The sequence below is a fragment of the Paraburkholderia caballeronis genome, assembly GCF_900104845.1.
GTDB classification, from domain to species: Bacteria; Pseudomonadota; Gammaproteobacteria; order Burkholderiales; family Burkholderiaceae; genus Paraburkholderia; species Paraburkholderia caballeronis.
Genome location: NZ_FNSR01000001.1, coordinates 1108464 through 1127351, shown reverse-complemented (window position 1 = coordinate 1127351; position 18888 = coordinate 1108464). Strand labels below are relative to the sequence as shown.

The 18888-nt window shown below is 65.9% G+C and carries 20 protein-coding genes; 11 read left to right on the top strand and 9 right to left on the bottom strand.

All coding sequences use genetic code 11. From position 1 onward, the window contains the following. Positions 1–208: 208 nt before the first annotated feature. The gene (locus tag BLV92_RS04990) at positions 209–784 is read left to right on the top strand and encodes a recombinase family protein (RefSeq protein ID WP_090546835.1); all 576 of its coding nucleotides are present in this window, start codon (positions 209–211) and stop codon (positions 782–784) included. Between the two features lie 617 nt (positions 785–1401). Here BLV92_RS04990 and BLV92_RS04985 read toward each other — a convergent pair. Next, a complete protein-coding gene (locus BLV92_RS04985; protein WP_090542803.1) occupies positions 1402–1863 on the bottom strand; it encodes a hypothetical protein in 462 nt (153 codons plus the stop codon). Between the two features lie 114 nt (positions 1864–1977). Between BLV92_RS04985 and BLV92_RS04980 the strand changes: the two genes are divergently transcribed. Next, entirely contained in the window at positions 1978–3204 is a 1227-nt protein-coding gene (locus tag BLV92_RS04980; RefSeq protein WP_373681892.1) for a tartrate dehydrogenase, read from the top strand. 80 nt (positions 3205–3284) lie between these two features. On the opposite strand, the gene poxB is transcribed toward BLV92_RS04980, so the two are convergent. Next, positions 3285–5003, bottom strand: coding sequence for a ubiquinone-dependent pyruvate dehydrogenase (gene poxB, locus BLV92_RS04975; RefSeq protein ID WP_090542798.1), 1719 nt, complete (start codon positions 5001–5003; stop codon positions 3285–3287). Positions 5004–5302: 299 nt separating this feature from the next. Here poxB and BLV92_RS04970 point away from each other — a divergent pair, with 299 nt between their 5' ends. Beyond that, on the top strand, positions 5303–6007 hold the full coding sequence (locus tag BLV92_RS04970) for a pseudouridine synthase (protein ID WP_090542796.1): 705 nt from the start codon (positions 5303–5305) through the stop codon (positions 6005–6007). A gap of 153 nt (positions 6008–6160) precedes the next feature. Continuing rightward, a complete protein-coding gene (locus BLV92_RS04965; protein ID WP_090542794.1) occupies positions 6161–6349 on the top strand; it encodes a hypothetical protein in 189 nt (62 codons plus the stop codon). Between the two features lie 43 nt (positions 6350–6392). Here the strand turns inward: BLV92_RS04965 and BLV92_RS04960 are convergent, their stop codons facing one another. Continuing rightward, positions 6393–7508: an NAD-dependent epimerase/dehydratase family protein gene (locus BLV92_RS04960; RefSeq protein ID WP_090542792.1), complete on the bottom strand. Its 1116-nt coding sequence runs from the start codon at positions 7506–7508 to the stop codon at positions 6393–6395. Positions 7509–7589: 81 nt separating this feature from the next. On the opposite strand from BLV92_RS04960, the gene BLV92_RS04955 reads away from it, so the two are divergent. The 3 genes from BLV92_RS04955 (at position 7590) to BLV92_RS04945 (ending at position 10658) form a co-directional block, all read left to right on the top strand. Beyond that, positions 7590–8621, top strand: coding sequence for a CDP-6-deoxy-delta-3,4-glucoseen reductase (locus BLV92_RS04955; protein WP_090542790.1), 1032 nt, complete (start codon positions 7590–7592; stop codon positions 8619–8621). A gap of 335 nt (positions 8622–8956) precedes the next feature. After that, the gene (locus BLV92_RS04950; RefSeq protein ID WP_090542788.1) at positions 8957–10141 is read left to right on the top strand and encodes an acetylornithine transaminase; all 1185 of its coding nucleotides are present in this window, start codon (positions 8957–8959) and stop codon (positions 10139–10141) included. Positions 10142–10160: 19 nt separating this feature from the next. Continuing rightward, on the top strand, positions 10161–10658 hold the full coding sequence (locus BLV92_RS04945; RefSeq protein ID WP_244283747.1) for a GNAT family acetyltransferase: 498 nt from the start codon (positions 10161–10163) through the stop codon (positions 10656–10658). A 96-nt stretch (positions 10659–10754) separates the two neighbouring features. Here BLV92_RS04945 and BLV92_RS04940 read toward each other — a convergent pair whose 3' ends face one another. The 4 genes from BLV92_RS04940 to BLV92_RS04925 are packed head-to-tail and all read right to left on the bottom strand — an operon-like array spanning position 10755 to position 14401. Beyond that, positions 10755–11471: an ABC transporter ATP-binding protein gene (locus tag BLV92_RS04940; RefSeq protein ID WP_090542786.1), complete on the bottom strand. Its 717-nt coding sequence runs from the start codon at positions 11469–11471 to the stop codon at positions 10755–10757. Further along, positions 11471–12247, bottom strand: coding sequence for an ABC transporter ATP-binding protein (locus BLV92_RS04935; RefSeq protein WP_090542784.1), 777 nt, complete (start codon positions 12245–12247; stop codon positions 11471–11473). The genes BLV92_RS04940 and BLV92_RS04935 overlap by 1 nt, the downstream gene beginning before the upstream one ends. Positions 12248–12262: 15 nt before the next feature. Further along, positions 12263–13432, bottom strand: a complete 1170-nt coding sequence (locus BLV92_RS04930; RefSeq protein ID WP_090542781.1) for an ABC transporter permease subunit — start codon at positions 13430–13432, stop codon at positions 12263–12265. 18 nt (positions 13433–13450) lie between these two features. Further along, positions 13451–14401 (bottom strand): branched-chain amino acid ABC transporter permease, encoded by a 951-nt coding sequence (locus BLV92_RS04925; protein WP_090542779.1) that lies wholly within the window; start codon positions 14399–14401, stop codon positions 13451–13453. A gap of 209 nt (positions 14402–14610) precedes the next feature. Here BLV92_RS04925 and BLV92_RS31385 point away from each other — a divergent pair, with 209 nt between their 5' ends. Beyond that, positions 14611–15111: a hypothetical protein gene (locus BLV92_RS31385; RefSeq protein WP_143040645.1), complete on the top strand. Its 501-nt coding sequence runs from the start codon at positions 14611–14613 to the stop codon at positions 15109–15111. A gap of 552 nt (positions 15112–15663) precedes the next feature. Here the strand turns inward: BLV92_RS31385 and ispH are convergent. Then, positions 15664–16626, bottom strand: coding sequence for a 4-hydroxy-3-methylbut-2-enyl diphosphate reductase (gene ispH / locus BLV92_RS04920; RefSeq protein ID WP_090542777.1), 963 nt, complete (start codon positions 16624–16626; stop codon positions 15664–15666). Between the two features lie 4 nt (positions 16627–16630). Next, complete coding sequence (locus BLV92_RS04915; RefSeq protein WP_090542774.1) at positions 16631–17086, bottom strand: FKBP-type peptidyl-prolyl cis-trans isomerase; 456 nt, start codon at positions 17084–17086, stop codon at positions 16631–16633. A gap of 192 nt (positions 17087–17278) precedes the next feature. Here BLV92_RS04915 and radC point away from each other — a divergent pair, with 192 nt between their 5' ends. From radC to rpmG, 3 genes are all read left to right on the top strand, one after another. After that, positions 17279–18046 carry a RadC family protein gene (gene radC, locus BLV92_RS04910; protein ID WP_090542772.1) on the top strand — a complete coding sequence of 256 codons (768 nt, stop codon included), beginning with the start codon at positions 17279–17281 and terminating at the stop codon, positions 18044–18046. Positions 18047–18312: 266 nt separating this feature from the next. Continuing rightward, positions 18313–18546 (top strand): 50S ribosomal protein L28, encoded by a 234-nt coding sequence (rpmB, locus tag BLV92_RS04905; protein ID WP_004186391.1) that lies wholly within the window; start codon positions 18313–18315, stop codon positions 18544–18546. A gap of 10 nt (positions 18547–18556) precedes the next feature. Beyond that, on the top strand, positions 18557–18724 hold the full coding sequence (rpmG, locus tag BLV92_RS04900) for a 50S ribosomal protein L33 (RefSeq protein WP_090542770.1): 168 nt from the start codon (positions 18557–18559) through the stop codon (positions 18722–18724). The last annotated feature ends 164 nt before the right edge of the window (positions 18725–18888 follow it).

Sequence of the window (18888 nt, the reverse complement as noted above, 5' to 3'; positions counted from 1 at the left end):
GGTGAAGGTATCCGGTTTTCGGGTGGCCGCCCTAGGCTCGACGGTCGATATTTTCGCAGGATTGAGCGCGGGTGGCGGCGGTTGTCGGATATGTCCGAAACCGAACCCTTTTAGACATACCTTAATCAACATGTACGGAAATAAGGGTTGCACAGTTTCGTACACTACCTATAATTCGTACATCCTTTTCGTACACATCGGAGCTGATATGTCCCGCACGTTCGCCTATGTCCGCGTCAGCACGTCCGACCAAACTACCGCCAACCAAGTCCGCGAGATTGAGGCGGCAGGCTTCGCGGTCGACAAGCGCCGCGTCGTGTCCGAGAGCATCAGCGGGAGCGTGAGCGCGGAACAACGTCCGGGTTTCGCCAAGCTGCTCGACCGCATGGAGGAAGGCGACGTGTTGATCGTGACGAAACTGGACCGCCTCGGCCGCAATGCTATGGACGTTCGCACGACGGTCGAAGCGCTGGCGGAACGCGGCGTGCGCGTTCATTGCCTCGCCCTCGGCGGTGTCGATCTGACCAGCGCGGCGGGCCGCATGACGATGCAGGTTCTAAATGCCGTCGCTGAGTTCGAACGCGATCTACTCATCGAGCGCACGAATGCGGGCATCGCGCGGGCCAAGGCTGAAGGAAAGGCAATGGGCCGCCCCACTGCCCTCTCGGAGCAACAGCGAACCGAAGTGCTGCGTGAGCTGGCGGACGGTAAGAGCGTGGCGGCGCTCGCGCGTCAATATGGCACGAGCCGCCAAACCATCATGCGCGTGCGCGCGACGGCGTGACGCCTCTACATCCAAAAGTCACTTTGCACGGGCCGCAAGGCCCGTTTTCGTTCGCGGCCCGAAGGGCGGCGGCACGGGCAATTCTTTTGCGCGTAGCGTTCCAGAGGCGGGTAGCTCAACGCGATCAGGCCAGAACGATCCCCCAGCCAAACTATACGTATGCTGGCGATTGTTCCCAATTTGTTCCCATATATATGAGTGTTTTGGGAACAACTTGGGAACAAAAAAATCATTGAAAATCATCCGTCTACCTGACCTGTTCCCGCTGTTCCCACGCGTTTTCAGCTTCCGGCTCTGTCGTTTCAATGTCCGGCACCGAACCAAAGTCGCATCGTCATATGGGGGTATCTACGGGGGTATGTGAAACCACAAAAAAGCCAAAAACTCCATTGCATAAGGCTTTGCCGGAAGAGTTTTATTCCGGCCCGAGCACCAAAGAATATTCCAGCAAGTTCCACGGAAGTACAGAAACCCGCGATAGCACAAGGCTTCGCGGGTTTTTTGCTGCAAACGCCCGGGCGTCCGCGGCCGGCACCCGGCGCTTTAAGCGTTCATCGGGCGTGGTCCGCGCCGGCGTGCGTCATCGCGCAAGATGAACGACGGCGAGCAGCGACGCGTCAGGCCGTCGTATCGACGTTGGAACCAACGCTCGACGTCTTGCCCGACAGCAGATTCGCGAGCGACGACTCCGCGATGCTCAACGCGGCCTGAATGCTCGACGCCTGCTGTTGCAGCGCGGCCGTCTGCGCCTGCGCGTCCGGCTCCCCCTGCCGGTTCCGGTTCGCAAGTTCCGCCAGTCGCGCTTCGATGGAGCGCAACTGCTGCTGAAGCTGTTCGATCAGCTTCTTCAGTTCCTGCACGGCAAGCTCCGTCGACGCCGACGTGCTCGACGAACCGGACGGCTGAACCGCCCCGCCGCCGCCCGCGCCGGTAGCGCCGCCCTTGTTCGAAGACGACGCCGCGCTGGAGCCGGAACCGGCACTGGCATTGCCCGACGTCTGACCGGACGCGGTCTGGCTCGCGTCGGTCGACGCATTGGAAACCACCGGCGTTGCGCCGGACAGAGGCGAGATCGTCATGGGCATCGTGAGCGGATGTGAGCGACATCGTGGTTATCGGCACGTAAGCGGAAAGATTGATGGGTGAAAGCGTGTGGACGCGCCGGCACGGAAATCCGCCTGCGCACGACGCGAATGCGAAGCCGCCCTTTGCCGCTGCGTTCACGGCGTCCCGCGATGTTCGGGCCTAAAATAGCCGCTCCGTCGCGAGCCCGTCGCGCGAGCCGTGCCTGCTCCGCGTCGCGCGACCTCACTTCAGAGCCTTTGTCTATGACCGCCAAACTCCATCGCGTCGCGGTGATCCCCGGAGACGGGATCGGCCGCGAAGTCATGCCCGAAGCGCTGCGCGTGCTCGACGTCGTGAGCCGCCGCTTCGGCGTGCAGCTCGACTATCGCCACATCGACTGGGCCAGCTGCGACTACTACGTGAAGCACGGCAAGATGATGCCGGACGACTGGAAGGAACAGCTCGCGGACGTCGACGCGATCCTGTTCGGCGCGGTCGGCTGGCCGGACACCGTGCCCGACCACATCTCGCTGTGGGGCTCGCTGCTGAAGTTTCGCCGCGAGTTCGACCAGTACGTGAACCTGCGTCCCGCGCGCACGTTCGACGGCGTGCGCTCGCCGCTCGCGAACAGCAACGGCATCGATTTCCTGATCGTCCGCGAGAACACCGAAGGCGAATATTCGTCGGTCGGCGGCACGATGTTCGAAGGCACCGAGCGCGAGTTCGTCGTGCAGCAGTCGGTGTTCACGCGCACCGGCACCGAACGCGTGCTGAAGTTCGCGTTCGATCTCGCGCGGCGGCGCGAGCGGCATCACGTGACGGTCGCGACGAAGAGCAACGGCATCGCGATCAGCATGCCGTGGTGGGACGCGCGCGCGGCCGAGATCGCCGCGCAGTATCCGGACATCACGTGGGACAAACAGCACATCGACATTCTGTGCGCGCGCTTCGTGCTGCATCCGCAGCGCTTCGACGTGGTCGTCGCGTCGAACCTGTTCGGCGACATCCTGTCGGACCTCGGTCCCGCGTGCACCGGCACGATCGGCATCGCGCCGTCCGCGAACCTGAATCCGGAGCGGCGCTTCCCGTCGCTGTTCGAGCCGGTGCACGGCTCCGCGCCGGACATCGCCGGCCAGCAGATCGCGAATCCGGTCGCGATGATCTGGTCCGCCGCGATGATGCTCGACTTCCTCGGCCATCACGAAGGCGCGGAGCGCGATGCGCACGACGCGATCGTCGCGGCGATCGCCGACGTGCTGAAGCAGGGTCCGCATACGCGCGACATGGGCGGCAGCGCATCGACCGGCGACCTCGGCGATGCGATCGCGAAACGCGTCGCCGACCACGCGGGTTAAGCACGCATCCGCATCGGGCGTCCATCACCCGCGCGTCATCGCGAACCCGATGCAACGGTTCGCGATGACGCTTGCCCCGCTCAACGCAGGTTCGTCGCCGCCAGCTCGATCACCTCGTCGCCGCGCCCGCTCAGCACCGCGCGCAGCATGTAGAGGCTGAACCCTTTCGCCTGCGCCCATTGCAGCTTCGGCGGCATCGCGAGTTCATGCTTCGCGGTCACGACGTCGACGAGCGCCGGCCCCGGATGCGCGAACGCGCTTTGCAGCGCCTCGTCGACCTGCGCGGACGTCTCGACGCGCACGCTGAAAATCCCCGCGCTGCGCGCGATCGCCGCGAAGTCGGTCGGGCTCAGGTCGGTGCCGGTATCGAGGTAGCCGCCCGCCTTCATCTCCATCGCGACGAAGCCGAGCGAACTGTTGTTGAACACGACGATCTTGATCGGCAGGTCGAGCTGGCGCGCGCTCAGCAGATCGCCCATCAGCATCGACAGCCCGCCGTCGCCGGAGAGCGACACCACCTGCCGCCCTTTGCTGGCCGCCTGCGCGCCGAGCGCCTGCGGCATCGCGTTCGCCATCGACCCGTGATTGAACGAGCCATGCAGACGGCGCTTGCCGTTCATCGTCAGATAACGCGCGGCCCACAGCGTCGGCGTGCCGACATCGACCGCGAAGATCGCGTCGTCCGCCGCGAGCGCATCGACGCGCGCGGTCAGGTATTGCGGATGAACCGGCTTGCCCGCCGCCGACGGCCGCGCGAGTTCGTCGAGTCCCTTGCGCGCATTCGCGTAGTGCTCGCGCGCGCGTTCGATGAAGCGGCGATCGGTCTTGCGCGTGAGCTTCGGCGTGACCGCGCGCAGCGTCTCGCGCACGTCGCCGACGAGCCCCAGCGCGAGCGGCGCGCGCTTGCCGAGCGCGGCGGGGTCGCTGTCGATCTGCACGATCTTCGCGTGCGGCGGATAGAAGTTGCGATACGGGAAGTCGGTGCCGAGCATCACCAGCGTGTCGCACGACATCATCGCGTGATAACCGGAGCTGAAGCCGATCAGCCCGGTCATCCCGACGTCGTACGGGTTGCTCCATTCGACGTACTGCTTGCCGCGCAGCGCATGCACGGTCGGCGCGCCGAGCGTGTCGGCGAACGCGACGACGTCGTCGTGCGCATCCTTGCAGCCGCTGCCGCACAGCAGCGTCACGCCGCCCGAATGGTTCAGCAGGTCCGCGAGCCGGTCGATGTCCGCGGCCGGCGCCGCCGCCGCGGGCCGCGCGGACTGCGTCCACGACGGCGTTTCTTCCGGCGCTTCGAGCAGCGCGACGTCGCCCGGCAGCACGATCACCGCGACGCCGCTGTCGTCGATCGCGGTGCGCAGCGCGGTCGCGAGCACGCGCGGAAACTGCGATGCGTTCGTCACCAGCTCGACGTAGTGGCTGCACTCCTTGAACAGCTGCTGCGGATGCGTCTCCTGAAAGTAGCCGAGGCCGATCTCGGTGGACGGAATGTGCGCGGCGATCGCGAGCACCGGCACGCGATTGCGATGGCAATCATAGAGCCCGTTGATCAGATGCAGATTGCCCGGCCCGCAACTGCCCGCGCACACCGCGAGCCGACCGGTCGAAGCGGCGTCGGCGCCCGCGGCGAACGCGGCGACCTCCTCGTGCCGCGTATGCATCCAGCGGATCGTGCCGAGCCGGTGCAGGCTGTCCGAAAGGCCGTTCAGGCTGTCGCCCGTCACGCCCCAGATCCGCTCGACGCCGGCGGCTTCGAGTGTCTTTGCCAGAAAGTCCGCGATTGTGTTGGCCATACAGTCCTCCGTTTGCTACGGGTTGCTAACGGGATCGGACGCGACGATGTCGGCGTGCCGGCGGACACACCACGCATGCACGCGCCGTGCTGGAAACCGGAAGAAAGGCGCGGCGAATGCCGCTGAAGGGAAGCTTGCGATTGGCGCGCGCGGCCTTGCGGGCCGCTGACTGCGTGCGCATCGAACCGCACGTCGCTACGTTACGCCATCGCGGCGATACGTGCTGGAAACCAGACCGTGCAGGAAGGGACGCGCGCCGCGCCGGTTAGAATGCTGCGGTTTGCCGCGCATCGCATGCCATGAATCTCGAAAGCATCCTCTTCACGCAGGGCTTCGGCTCCCGCCGGCAGTGCCGCGCGCTGATCGCCGACGCGCGCGTCGCGATCGGCGGCGCGGCCTGCACCGATCCGCTCGCGTCGTTCGACACCGACGGGCTCGCGTTCACCGTCGACGGCGAGGTCTGGCCGTTCCACGAGCACGCGTATCTGATGCTGAACAAGCCCGCCGGCTACGAATGCTCGCGCGATCCGCAGCATCACCTGAGCGTGTTCCATCTGCTGCCGCCGCCGTTCGCGGCGCGCGGCGTGCAGTGCGTCGGCCGACTCGATCAGGACACGACCGGCCTGTTGCTGCTGTCCGACGACGGACAGTTCGTGCACGCGTTCACATCGCCGAAACGCAAGGTGCCGAAACTGTACGTCGCGACGACGCGCCATCCGCTCGACGACGCGCAACTGCACGCACTGCGCGACGGCGTGCTGCTGCATGGCGAACGCGAGCCGAGCGCGGCCGTCGCGGCGCGCGCACGCGGCGAGCGCGAACTCGAACTGACGGTGCTCGAAGGCAAGTATCACCAGGTGAAGCGGATGGTCGCGGCGGCCGGCAATCGCGTCGACGCGCTGCATCGCGAGCGCATCGGCGGCTTCGCGTTGCCCGCCGATCTCGCGCCGGGCGCATGGCGATGGCTCGACGCGGAACAGCTCGCCGCGCTGCGTAACGGGTAAAAGGGGTAAACGCGAAGCCACCCGCCGTGCGCGTGGGCCGGCGCACGCTGACGCAGGAAATGCGGCCGTTTGCGCCGCGCCGCAGCATGCCGTTGCGAACGACCCGCCCTATACTCGCTGAAACAACCACAAAAACCGGGCTGGAGGGCGATCATGATCATCAATGGCACATTCGGGATTTCGTACTGGCTGATCGCGTTCGTGGGGCTTGCCGTGTTGCTGATCGGCGGGCTGCTCGTCGGCATGCGTGCGCGGCGCCAGTATCGACCGGACCTGATCGGCGCGCTGATCGGCGCATTGTTCTGCTTCCTGCTGCTCGAAACATTGCCCGCCCTGCTTTGAAGCCGCGGGACGCGACGCGTATCGCGGCGGCCGCGCTCCGTCGTCACGCGCGCGGCGGCAGCGTGCGCAGGAAATCGTCGACGGTCGGATAACGCAGGCGCACGCGCAATTCGCGTTTCAGCCGCCGGTTCGACAGCCGGCGCGATTCGCGCATGAACGACAGCAGCATCGGATCGATCTGCCGTTCCGCATCCGCGCGGCTCACGCGGGGCGCGCGCGCGATGCCGAACGCATCGGCGACGCGGTCGAAATACGCGCCCATCTTCAGTTCGCTGTCGTCCGACGCGTGAATCACGCGCGACGGCCGGCCGTGCGTCGCGAGACGCACGAGGATCGCCGCGAGGTCGTCCGCGTGGATGTGGCTCGTGTACACGTCGTCGGCTTGCGCGAGCGCGGGCGTGCCTTTCGCGAGACGCGCGAGCGGCAGCCGGTCCGCCGCGTAGATGCCCGGAATCCGCGCGATCGTCGCCGCCAGCGCGCCGCGCGCGGTCGCACGGCGCAACCGCCGTTCGGCCGCTACGCGCCGTCGCGCGCGCGGCGTGGCCGGCTGCACCACCCGCGTTTCGTCGATCCGCGCGCCGCCGCAGTCGCCATACACGCCGGTCGTGCTCGCATAGACGATGCGCAAACGCGCCGGCAGGCGGCAGGCGGGCGCGAAAGCCCGCTCGGGTACAATAGCGGACGCTTTGCGGCGGCTCGCCGCGCGGGCGTCAGGCCGGGTCGATAACGCGTGCCGCGACGGTCCGGTAGCCGCGCCACCGTGTATCGCCGGGGGCGGCAGCGACCCCGGCGTCGTCGTGCTGCGCAGTCGTCCGATGGCCCCGTAACCGGTCGAAGGACGCGACGGCGCACGGCGCCGCGCGGTCAGCGCCGCGATCAGCGCCTGCGTGCGGCGATCGTCGTCGCCGGCCTTCTGCGGCGGCGCGAGATGCAGCACGACGGGCGCGAGCCCGGCGAGCCGCGCGAGACTGCCGCGCACGTCGAGGTCGCCGACCAGTGGCAGCGTGCCCGCATCGCGCAGCGTCGCACGGCGCGACGGCTGGCTCGTCAACGCGAACACCCGCGCACGGCCACGCAGCCGCTCGACGCAACGCAGACCCACGTCGCCGCAGCCGACGATCAGGATGCGCGGACGGCGCAGGGTTCGTGTGACAGTCATGGTGCACGCATTTTAGCTGCGAGGAACCCCTTGCGGGCGGCCCTTCCGGATTCCAGATTACAGACACTCGCTTCTTCGAACATGGCATTCAACGTAACGCTCAAGCAAAGCGGCCGGCAGTTCCAGGTCGAGCCGGACGAACCGGTCCTCAACGCGGCCCTGCGCCAGGGCATCGGCCTGCCGTATGGCTGCAAGAACGGCGCATGCGGCTCGTGCAAGGGCTCGGTCATCAGCGGCGACATCGAGCAGCGCGCGCATGCGGCATCCGCGCTGTCGAACGACGAAAAGACCCGCGGCATGGCGCTGTTCTGCTGCGCGACCGCGCAGTCGGACCTCGAAATCGACATCCGCGAAGTCGCGGGCGTCGGCGACGTGCAGGTGCGCAAGCTGCCGTGCCGCGTGAACGCGATCGAACACAAGGCCGACGACGTCGTCGTGCTGAAGCTGCAACTGCCGGCGAACGAGCGCCTGCAATATCTCGCCGGCCAGTACCTCGAATTCATCCTGAAGGACGGCACGCGCCGCTGTTATTCGATGGCGAGCGCGCCGCACGACGAAGGCCCGCTCGAACTGCACATCCGCCACATGCCGGGCGGCAAGTTCACCGACCACGTGTTCGGCGCGCTGAAGGAGCGCGACATCCTGCGCTTCGAAGCGCCGCTCGGCACGTTCTTCCTGCGCGAAGACTCGGACAAGCCGATCGTGCTGCTCGCGTCGGGCACCGGCTTCGCGCCGATCAAGGCGATCGTCGAACATGCGATCCACAAGCAGATCGCGCGCCCGATCACGCTGTACTGGGGCGCGCGCCGCCGCAAGGACCTGTACCTGATGGACCTCGCGGAGCAATGGGCGAAGGACGTGCCGAACTTCCGCTTCGTGCCGGTGCTGTCCGAGCCGGACGCGGCCGACAACTGGACCGGCCGCACGGGCTTCGTGCATCGCGCGGTGATCGAGGATCTTCCCGATCTGTCCGGCCATCAGGTGTATGCGTGCGGCGCGCCGGTGATGGTCGAGTCCGCGCAGCGCGACTTCTCGCAGCATCACGGACTGCCCGAAAACGAGTTTTATGCGGACTCGTTCACGAGCGCGGCCGACCTCGCGAATCCGGTCTGAAATCGCGGCCTGAAATCGTTTCGAATCGCGCATCCGCGCGAGTGCGCACACGCGGCCGGCGAAAAAATTGTCGGCCGCGCGCAATTGATGGTTTACACCGGCGTTCGCCTTATCGTATTCTTGCGCGCATGAACCGCACCCTGTCCGCCCTCCGACGTCGCCGCTCGCCCCTTCCTTAGGGCCAGGCTTGGTCACGGACGTGCGTTCTGCCTTCGGCGCACATGCAGTTCGAATCACTAAAGCCACGGTCCTCCGTGGCTTTTTTGCTTTTCCGGGCTCGTCGTTGTCGAGCCGCTTCTTTCAACCGTTATCGCAGTCCCCGCGTGGAGCCCCCCATGAATTTCTCCGAGTACCCGATCGAGTCGCTGATGTACATCACCAACCGGCCCGAAATCGTTTTCACGCACGGCAAGGGGTCGTGGCTCTACGACAACGAGGGCAAGCGTTATCTCGACTTCATCCAGGGCTGGGCGGTGAATGCGCTCGGCCACTGCAACGAAGGCATGATCGAGGCGCTCGACAGGCAGTCGCGACTGCTGATCAATCCGTCGCCGGCGTTCTACAACGAGCCGATGGCGAAGCTCGCCGAACTGCTGACGACGCATAGCTGCTTCGACAAGGTGTTCTTCGCGAACAGCGGCGCGGAAGCGAACGAAGGCGCGATCAAGCTCGCGCGCAAGTGGGGGAAGAAATTCCGCGACGGCGCCTACGAGATCATCACGTTCGACCACAGCTTCCACGGCCGCACGCTCGCGACGATGTCGGCCAGCGGCAAGCCCGGCTGGGACACGATCTACGCGCCGCAGGTGCCGGGTTTCCCGAAGGCGGACCTGAACGACATCGCATCGGTCGAGAAGCTCATCACCGGCAAGACGGTCGCGGTGATGCTCGAACCGATCCAGGGCGAAGGCGGCGTGATTCCGGCGACGCGCGAGTTCATGCAGCAACTGCGCGCGCTGACGAAGAAGCACGGCCTGCTGCTGATCGTCGACGAAGTGCAGAGCGGCTGCGGCCGTGCGGGCACGCTGTTCGCGTACGAACTGGCGGGCGTCGAGCCGGACATCATGACGCTCGGCAAGGGCATCGGCGGCGGCGTGCCGCTCGCGGCGCTGCTGTCGAAGAAAGAAGTCACGGTGTTCGAGGCCGGCGACCAGGGCGGCACGTACAACGGCAATCCGCTGATGACGGCGGTCGGCTACTCGGTGATCTCGCAGCTGACCGCGCCGGGTTTCCTCGAAGGCGTGCGCGCGCGCGGCGAGTATCTGCGCGACAAGCTGCTCGAACTGTCGGCGGAGCGCGGCTTCGAAGGCGAGCGCGGCGAAGGTCTGCTGCGCGCGCTGCTGCTCGGCAAGGACATCGGCCCGCAGATCGTCGAGAAGGCGCGCCTGATGCAGCCGGACGGCCTGCTGCTGAACGCCGCGCGGCCGAACCTGCTGCGCTTCATGCCGGCGCTGAACGTGACGAACGAAGAAATCGACCAGATGATGGCGATGCTTCGCACCGTGCTCGACTCGCTGTAAGCGCAACGAGGCCGACGCGATGACCCACATGCCGCACATGCCGCAGGCACTGGACGCGCCGCTCGCGATCCGCGGTTTCGTCGCAGCCGACACCGACGCGGTGATCGCGTTGTGGCAGCACGCGTTCCCCGAGTACCGGGAGCCGGGCAAGCCGCATCGCGACCCGCGTCTGTCGATTGCGAACAAGCTCGCCACGCAGCCCGATCTGTTCTTCGTCGCGACGCGCGACGCAACGATCGTCGGCACGGTGATGGCCGGCTACGACGGACATCGCGGCTGGCTGTACTCGCTCGCGGTCGATCCGGCCGCGCGCCGGCTCGGCATCGGCACGCGGCTCGTCGCGCACGCGGAAGCGGCGCTCGTCGCGCGCGGCTGCCCGAAGGTGAACCTGCAGGTGATGCCCGACAAGCCGGACGTAATGCGTTTCTACGACGCGCTCGGCTATCGCGCCGATCCGGTCGTGAGCCTCGGCAAGCGGCTCGAAGCGAAACAACCGGAGCCGGTTGCGGAAAGCTGAAACGCTCGCAGGCCGAGACCATGAAAAAAGCCGCATGTGCGTCACGCACATGCGGCTTTGTTTTTATGGCGCTGTTATCGCGTCATGAAGCGGGGTTTATTCGCCCAGATAAGCGGCCCGCACCTTCGGATCGTCGAGCATCTGCTTCGCGTCGCCTTCCATCGTGACCAGGCCGGAGTCCATCACGTACCCGCGATTCGCCGCCTGCAACGCGAGCCGCGCGTTCTGCTCCACCAGCAGCACCGTGATCCCCTCCTTCGAGATCTCCCGCACCACCTCGAAGATCTTCTCCACCATGATCGGCGACAGCCCCATCGACGGCTCGTCCAGCAGCAGCAGCTTCGGCTTGCTGATGATCGCCCGCGCCATCGCCAGCATCTGCTGCTCGCCGCCCGACAGCGTGCCCGCCAGCTGCGCCGCGCGCTCCTTCAGCCGCGGGAAGAACCCGAACATCCGCTCGACGTCGCGCTTGATGCCGTCCGTGTCGTTGCGCAGGTACGCGCCCATCTGCATGTTCTCGACGATCGACATCCGCGCGAAGATGCCCCGCCCTTCCGGCACCATCGCGAGACCCCGCTTGAGCAGCTCGTGCGCCGGCACGCCGCGGATCGACTGCCCCATGTACTCGATGTCGCCCGCCGAGTACGGTTTGAGCCCCGTGATCGCCTTCATCGTCGTGGTCTTGCCCGCGCCGTTCGCGCCGATCAGCGTGACCAGCTCGCCCTCGTCGACCTGCAGGTCGACGCCCTTCACCGCCTGGATGCCGCCGTAATTGACCTGCAGGCCCTTGATCTTCAACATCGCCGTTGCCATCAGTGGACCCCCGCGCCCAGATATGCCTCGATCACCTTCGGGTCCTTCTGCACGTCCTGCGGCAGCCCCTCGGCGATCACCTTGCCATAGTCGAGCACTGTCATCCGGTTGCACAGGCCCATCACCAGTTTCACGTCGTGCTCGATCAGCAGGATCGTCCTGCCGTCCGCCCGGATCTTGTCCAGCAGGCGCGTCAGCTCGACCTTCTCGGTCGCGTTCATGCCCGCCGCCGGCTCGTCCAGCGCAAGCAGCTTCGGATCGGTCGCGAGCGCGCGCGCGATCTCCAGACGCCGCTGGTGGCCGTACGACAGGTTGCGCGACGTGTAGTCCGCGTACTGCGCGATGCCCACGTAGTCGAGCAGTTCGAGCGCGCGCGCCTTGATCTCGCGTTCTTCCCGGCGCTCCGACGGCGTCTGCAGCACCGCGCCGATCAGCCCGTGCTTCGTGCGCACGTGGCGGCCGACCATCACGTTTTCGAGCGCGGTCATCCCGCCGAACAGGCGGATGTTCTGGAAGGTGCGCGCGATGCCCGCCTTCGCGACCTCGTGCACCGCGGTCGGCGTGTACGGCTCGCCGTCCAGCTTGAACTCGCCCGAGTCCGGCGTGTAGAGGCCGGTGATCACGTTGAAGAACGTGGTCTTGCCCGCGCCGTTCGGGCCGATCAGCCCGTAGATCGTGCCCTGCGCGATCTGCAGGCCGACGTCGGACAGCGCCTGCAGGCCGCCGAAGCGTTTGTTCACGCCCTTCACGGACAGGCGGATGGGTTGGTTGCTCATGTTGTGTGTTCTCCCTTACGCGCGCACCGGCTTCTTGCCCGCGCGCTTCGCCACCTTCGCGATACGGTCCTCGTGCTTCGGCGCGGGCCACAGGCCTTCCGAGCGGTACAGCATGATCACGACCATCGCGAGGCCGTACAGCAGCTGGCGGATCACTTCGGTGTCGACGATTTCGTGGCCGAAGATCGCGTGCTGCAGCGGACCCATCGTCGAGCGCAGGAACTCCGGGAAGATCGCGAGCAGCACCGCGCCGAGGATCACGCCCGGAATGTGGCCCATGCCGCCGAGCACGACGCACGCGAGCACCACCACCGACTCCCAGAACGTGAACGATTCGGGCGACACGAACCCCTGGAACGCGCCGAACATCGAACCCGACAGGCCGCCGAACGACGCGCCCATCGCGAACGCGAGCAGCTTCACGTTGCGGGTGTTGATGCCCATCGCCTTCGCGGCGATCTCGTCCTCGCGGATCGCGGCCCACGCGCGGCCGATGCGCGAGTGCTGCAGACGGCTGCACACCCAGATCACCAGCAGCGAGCAGACCACGAACGCGTAGTAATACAGGTACACCGACGTGAACGTGAAACCGAACAGCGTGTGCGACTGCGAGAGATCGACGCCGGCCACGCGCAGCGGCGCGACGCCGGTGATCCCCTGCGGCCCGTTGGTGATGTTCACCGGCCGGTCGAGGTTGTTCATGAAGATCCGCACGATCTCCCCGAAGCCGAGGGTCACGATCGCGAGGTAGTCGCCGCGCAGACGCAGCGTGGGCGCGCCGAGCAGGATGCCGGCGAGCGCCGCGAGCGCCATCGCGACCGGGATCACGATCCAGTACGGCGTATGCAGGCCGCCGGGGAACAGGTTCGCGATCCATGCGAACTGCGTGGTGAGGTGCGGCGACGTGAGCAGCGCGGCGGTATAGGCGCCGACCGCGTAGAACGCGATGTAGCCCAGGTCCAGCAGGCCGGCGAAGCCGACCACCACGTTCAGGCCGAGCGCGAGCATCACGTACAGCATCGCGAAGTCGAGCACGCGCACCCAGTAGTTGCCGCCGGCCGCGCCGACGACCAGCGGCGCGGCGATCACGAAGATCGCGGTGAGAAGGCCCACCGCGACGGTCTTCGTGGTGTTCTTGTCGGAGATGAGCGTCGTGGACGGCTCGACAGGTTGAATCGAAGTCATTTTATGTGGCTCCCCGGATCAGGCGCGATCCGCGACACGTTCGCCCAGCAGCCCCGACGGACGGAACACGAGCACGATGATCAGCACGACGAACGCGAACACGTCCTGATAGTTGCTGCCGAATACCCCGCCGGTCAGGTTGCCGATGTAGCCCGCGCCGAGCTGCTCGATCAGGCCGAGCACCACGCCGCCGACCATCGCGCCGCCGAGGTTGCCGATGCCGCCGAGCACCGCGGCGGTGAACGCCTTCATGCCGGGGATGAAACCCATGTAGAAGTGCGCGTTGCCGTATTCGGAGGCGATCATCACGCCGGCGAGCGCCGCGAGCGCGGAGCCGATCATGAAGGTCGCGGAGATCACGAAGTTCGGGTTCACGCCCATCAGGCTCGCGACGTTCGGGTTCTCGGCGATCGCGCGCATCGCGCGGCCGAGCTTGGTCTTGTGCACGAGCAGCAGCAGGCCCGCCATCACGAGGAACGCGACGGCGATGATGACGATCTCGGTGGGCGAGATCACCGCGCCGGGATTGTTCTCGCCGGCCTGGATCACGTTGAGCGGGTTGGTCGAGATGAGCTGCGGGAACGGCAGCGGGTTGCGCGACCAGATCATCATCGCGAGCGTCTGCAGCAGGATCGACACCCCGATCGCGGTGATCAGCGGCGCGAGGCGCGGCGCGCGGCGCAGCGGCCGGTATGCGATCTTCTCGATCGTGTAGCCGACCACCGCGCAGACCGCCGCGGCGATCACCAGCGCGATGATCAGCGTCGGGATGTTGCCCAGCCCCGGAAAGTGGTTCTGCAGCACCGTGATCGCCGACAGCGCGACCATCGCGCCGACCATCAGCACGTCGCCGTGCGCGAAGTTGATGATGCCCAGAATCCCGTACACCATGGTATAGCCCAGTGCAATGATGGCGTAGATGCTGCCAAGCACCAGCCCATTCAGGATCTGCTGGATGAAGATATCCATTTAATGCTCCTTAGCCCGTGCGACCGGATTCGTGCTCGTCACCGCCGGTGGGCGATGGTTCGCGGAACCGCAACGACACTCTCGGGTACTGATGTAAAAGACCGGTAACGGTTGACCGCCGCCTGATCGCATCGCCGCCGGGTTACGGCAGGACGCTCACGGGAAGCGGATGCAAAAACGGCACCGTCGGATGGTTCGGTGCCGTCGGGTTGGACTTCCTGTCACTGCACGGCGCGCGCATCGCGGACCGCCTGACGGCTGCCCCGGAATGCGCGACGCGAAATGACCCCCTCATCAGGGCCGCACCCGCCGCCAGCGGCGAACGGGAACGACACCTGGCTGCGTTCGTGCACCGCCGCTTCCGTACATGGCTGGAACGCCGGTCGCTCGATCCCGTGCGGGACGGCGGCGAATCCGGCCGAGCCGGCCAGTGCGGAAGCGGCGCGAACGCCGGCGCTTTCGCAAGCAATCCTTATGCCAGATTGCGCTGCGAACGGAAGGCGGACAGCGCCGAAGTCCTCTGGGCGGGCCGCCACAGGCGGCGCGCCGTTTTCTTTGTCATCTCCGGAGAGCACATCGCTGCCAGTCCATCGCGCCGCCCGCACTCCGGCTGCGCGCATGCCCGGACCGCCACTGCGGTCCGCACGCACGAAGTGCGTCGCAACCGCAGCCGCGTGACACGCGGCATCAGCAAACTCGACTTGCATTAATAAGGTCTCCTGCGCCTTCCGAAATCCCTTGCTACAAGGCTGTCCAGCCTTCAGGACGCGCGCATTGTAACTCCAATAACGCCCCGGGCAATATGTTGAGCCGGCAGGGTTTTCCTGCATTGCAACCGAATTTTGAGAGGCATCCCGGATTGGGTTGCACCCATGGTTGCGCCGCTTTTATGTGCGCTGAATGCACCAGTTATGCCCCATGCTGCACCGCGAAGAATCTTGCAGCAACGCTGGAATGCACTGTCAGCCGGAGTTTTCGATGATTTCGTCTCGCGAGACGACGCCCCTGATCCTGCGCACCGGGTTAGTGCAGCAGTTTGGAGCGGATAGCGGGTATCGTCAATTAATAGGGGACATATCTACTGCTACCGCAGGGTGTTGGCGCCTAGGCAGCCCCATTGCGGCAAAAGGGGCACCTGCCACAGCAGGTTGCAACTATGATATGGCACTTATATTTTCACGGTCCGCGATCGCCAGATAACAAAAAAGCGCGCCATCTGGCGCGCTTTTTAACGGTCGATTCAGCGTTCCCGGTAGACCCGCTCAGGCCGGCAATCCCAACCCTCGCGGCAACGGAAACGCGATGTTCTCCTCGATGCCGTCGAGCGCGCGCACATTGCGCACGCCGAGTTCGTGCAGCCGGCGGATCACCGCCTGCGCGAGCGCCTCCGGCGCCGACGCGCCGGCCGTCAGCCCGATGCGCCGCTTGCCGGCGAGCCAGTCCGGATCGATCTGGTCTGGCGCATCGACCATGTACGCGGGAATGCCGCGCTTCTCGGCGACTTCGCGCAGCCGGTTCGAATTCGAGCTGTTCGGGCTGCCGACGACGATCACCACGTCGCACTGCGGCGCCATGAACTTCACCGCGTCCTGGCGGTTCTGCGTGGCGTAGCAGATGTCCTGCTTCTTCGGCTCGCGGATGCCTGGAAAACGCGCCTTCAGCGCGGCGATGATCTCCGCCGCGTCGTCGACCGACAGCGTCGTCTGCGTGACGAACGCGATACGGTTCGGGTCGCGCAGCTGCAGCGCCTCGACGTCCTCGATGTCCTCGACGAGGTACATCCGCTCGCCGACCTGCCCCATCGTGCCTTCGACTTCGGGGTGCCCCTTGTGGCCGATCATCACGATGTCGAAGTCCTCTTCGCGCATCTTCGCGACCTCGACGTGCACCTTCGTGACGAGCGGACAGGTCGCGTCGTACACGCGCAGTCCGCGCGCCTCGGCGTCGGCGCGCACCGCCTTCGACACGCCGTGCGCACTGAAGATCACCGTGTTGCCGGCCGGCACTTCCTCCAGCTGCTCGATGAAGATCGCGCCTTTCTTGCGCAGGTCCTCGACCACATACGCGTTGTGGACGATCTCGTGGCGCACGTAGATCGGCGCGCCGTGCAGCTGGATCGCCCGCTCGACGATCTCGATGGCGCGATCGACGCCTGCGCAGAAGCCGCGCGGCTGGGCCAGCAGGATTTCGGCGTCGGCGAGAAAGGACGTGTCCGTGGTGCTCATGGGTTTACAGGATTCCGATGATCTTCACTTCAAACGCGACCGCCTGGCCGGCGAGCGGGTGATTGAAATCGAACAGCGCGGAGGTTTCGTTCACTTCCTTCAGCACGCCCGCGTAGCGGCTGCCGTCGGGCGCATTGAACTCGATCAGGTCGCCAGGCGTGAAGTCCTCGCCGACCATCGCGTTTTCGCGCAAAGTCTTCATCGACACGCGCTGGATCAGCTCCGGGTTGCGCTGGCCGAACGCCTCGCCCGGTGCTAGCTGGAAGGTCGAATGGTGCCCGACCTTCAGGCCCCGCAGAATGTCTTCCAGCGGCGGCGCGAGTTGACCGGCGCCCAGCAGCAGCGTGGCGGGCCGATCGACGAACGTATTGACGATTTCGGTGCCATCGGCGAGCGAAAGCCGGTAATGAAGCGTCACGTGGGAACCGGGTTTCACCTCGGAGATGTCAATGATGCTCATGCGGGACTCATTCCATCTGAACGCGCTCGTCGCGCGTGCGCGCCGCGTGGCGCAGGACAGGCCGCGACCGCGCGGACTGAAAACCCGTATTGTAAGCCACATATCCGGCGGCGGTCGCCGGGCGTGTCGGCGCACCGGGGCGCGGCGGGCGGGCTGTCCGCTGCGCCCCGGCTCGCCCCCAGGAGGTAAGCGATGAATGACATTGCCTGTCGGACGACACGCGGGCCGGCGCGCGAAACCGACACCCGATCCGGCGGCGCGTCCGCCTCGGCCACGTCCGCGGCGTGCGCCGAGGTGGAGCCCCGGGCGTGCGACATGCCGCGCGAACGGCTGCGTGATGCGGGACCCGGCGCGTTGTCCGACGTCGAGTTGATCGTGCTGCTGCTCGGCACCGGCCTGCCGGGCCACAACGTATTCGACGTCGCCCGCTCGCTGCTCGCGCGCTTCGGCTCGCTGCGCGCGATGCTCGACGCGCAGCCCGAGGAGTTCGCGGGCGTGCGCGGCATCGGCCCGGCGAAGGCCGCGCAACTGCTCGCGGTCATCGAACTGGCGCGGCGCGCGTTATCCGAAAAGCTGCGCGAGCGCCCGCTCGTCGATTCGCCGGGCGCCGTCGAGGACTATCTGCGGCTGCTGATCGGCGGACGGCCGCACGAGGTATTCGTGTGCCTGTTCCTCGACACGCGGCACCGGCTGATCCGCTCGGAGGAAAGCTCGCGCGGCTCGCTGACGCGCATGGCCGTCTATCCGCGCGAAATCGTGCGGCGCGCGCTGACGCTGAACGCGGCCGGCCTGATCGTCGCGCACAACCATCCGTCCGGCGCGGTGAAGCCGAGCGCGAGCGACCGGCGCCTGACCCGCGTGTTGCGCGACACGCTCGCGCTCGTCGACGTGCAGTTGCTCGATCATCTGGTGATCGGCACGCACGAGACGTTCTCGTTTGCCCGCAACGGCTGGGATTGAGTGCATAATGCCGCGCTGAAGCCGACACGCCGCCTGGCGGCGTGTCGGTGCGAAGCAAATCGCGTTTGATTTTCCTGCAGTTTTTCTGCTAGAATCGCGGTTTGCCTCTTTCCAACCCTGTTCCGAAGCCCATCACGGTGTTTCGGTGTTGGCGTCGAGTCGGTTCAGTCCACATCCATACGTGCGGATCACGAACCACCGCCTCGCCTTCCCTGAAACCTCAGCGGCGTTCGAACTCAGAATTTAAGCGTATTAGGAGTGCTCTCATGGCACGCGTATGCCAAGTAACTGGGAAAGCGCCGATGAGCGGCAACAACGTTTCCCACGCGAACAACAAGACCAAGCGTCGTTTTCTCCCGAATCTGCAAAACCGCCGTTTCTGGGTTGAAAGCGAAAACCGTTGGGTGCGCCTGCGCGTTTCGAACGCTGGCCTGCGCCTGATCGACAAGAACGGCATCGACTCCGTGCTCGCCGACCTGCGCGCACGCGGCGAAGCGTAAGGAGTAAATCATGGCAAAGGGCGCCCGCGACAAGATCAAGCTGGAGTCGACCGCTGGTACGGGTCACTTCTATACGACGACGAAGAACAAGCGAAACATGCCGGAAAAAATGTCGATCAAGAAGTTCGACCCGGTTGTTCGCAAGCACGTCGAGTACAAGGAAACGAAGATCAAGTAATTGATCGGTCTCCAGGCCTGACGAAGACAGGAAAAGCCCCGCCTCGCGCGGGGCTTTTCTTTTGGGCCGCCGCCGCGCGAATTTCCGCGTCGGCCTTTCGTACTGCTTTTCCTGATGCGTGTCACGGGAGTATGCTTGCCGCTTCATCGGTGGACGCCGGCCGG

Bases quoted from the DNA above. Each gene is read 5' to 3' on its own strand.
- BLV92_RS04985 (WP_090542803.1), bottom strand. From the start codon at position 1,863: ATGACGATCTCGCCTCTGTCCGGCGCAACGCCGGTGGTTTCCAATGCG.
- BLV92_RS04980 (WP_373681892.1), top strand. From the start codon at position 1,978: ATGCGAAGCCGCCCTTTGCCGCTGCGTTCACGGCGTCCCGCGATGTTC.
- BLV92_RS04950 (WP_090542788.1), top strand. From the start codon at position 8,957: ATGAATTTCTCCGAGTACCCGATCGAGTCGCTGATGTACATCACCAAC.
- BLV92_RS04955 (WP_090542790.1), top strand. From the start codon at position 7,590: ATGGCATTCAACGTAACGCTCAAGCAAAGCGGCCGGCAGTTCCAGGTC.
- BLV92_RS04945 (WP_244283747.1), top strand. From the start codon at position 10,161: ATGACCCACATGCCGCACATGCCGCAGGCACTGGACGCGCCGCTCGCG.
- ispH (WP_090542777.1), bottom strand. From the start codon at position 16,626: ATGAGCACCACGGACACGTCCTTTCTCGCCGACGCCGAAATCCTGCTG.
- rpmB (WP_004186391.1), top strand. From the start codon at position 18,313: ATGGCACGCGTATGCCAAGTAACTGGGAAAGCGCCGATGAGCGGCAAC.
- BLV92_RS04940 (WP_090542786.1), bottom strand. From the start codon at position 11,471: ATGGCAACGGCGATGTTGAAGATCAAGGGCCTGCAGGTCAATTACGGC.
- BLV92_RS04960 (WP_090542792.1), bottom strand. From the start codon at position 7,508: ATGACTGTCACACGAACCCTGCGCCGTCCGCGCATCCTGATCGTCGGC.
- rpmG (WP_090542770.1), top strand. From the start codon at position 18,557: ATGGCAAAGGGCGCCCGCGACAAGATCAAGCTGGAGTCGACCGCTGGT.
- poxB (WP_090542798.1), bottom strand. From the start codon at position 5,003: ATGGCCAACACAATCGCGGACTTTCTGGCAAAGACACTCGAAGCCGCC.
- BLV92_RS04935 (WP_090542784.1), bottom strand. From the start codon at position 12,247: ATGAGCAACCAACCCATCCGCCTGTCCGTGAAGGGCGTGAACAAACGC.
- BLV92_RS04925 (WP_090542779.1), bottom strand. From the start codon at position 14,401: ATGGATATCTTCATCCAGCAGATCCTGAATGGGCTGGTGCTTGGCAGC.
- BLV92_RS04915 (WP_090542774.1), bottom strand. From the start codon at position 17,086: ATGAGCATCATTGACATCTCCGAGGTGAAACCCGGTTCCCACGTGACG.
- BLV92_RS04990 (WP_090546835.1), top strand. From the start codon at position 209: ATGTCCCGCACGTTCGCCTATGTCCGCGTCAGCACGTCCGACCAAACT.
- radC (WP_090542772.1), top strand. From the start codon at position 17,279: ATGAATGACATTGCCTGTCGGACGACACGCGGGCCGGCGCGCGAAACC.
- BLV92_RS04930 (WP_090542781.1), bottom strand. From the start codon at position 13,432: ATGACTTCGATTCAACCTGTCGAGCCGTCCACGACGCTCATCTCCGAC.
- BLV92_RS04965 (WP_090542794.1), top strand. From the start codon at position 6,161: ATGATCATCAATGGCACATTCGGGATTTCGTACTGGCTGATCGCGTTC.
- BLV92_RS04970 (WP_090542796.1), top strand. From the start codon at position 5,303: ATGAATCTCGAAAGCATCCTCTTCACGCAGGGCTTCGGCTCCCGCCGG.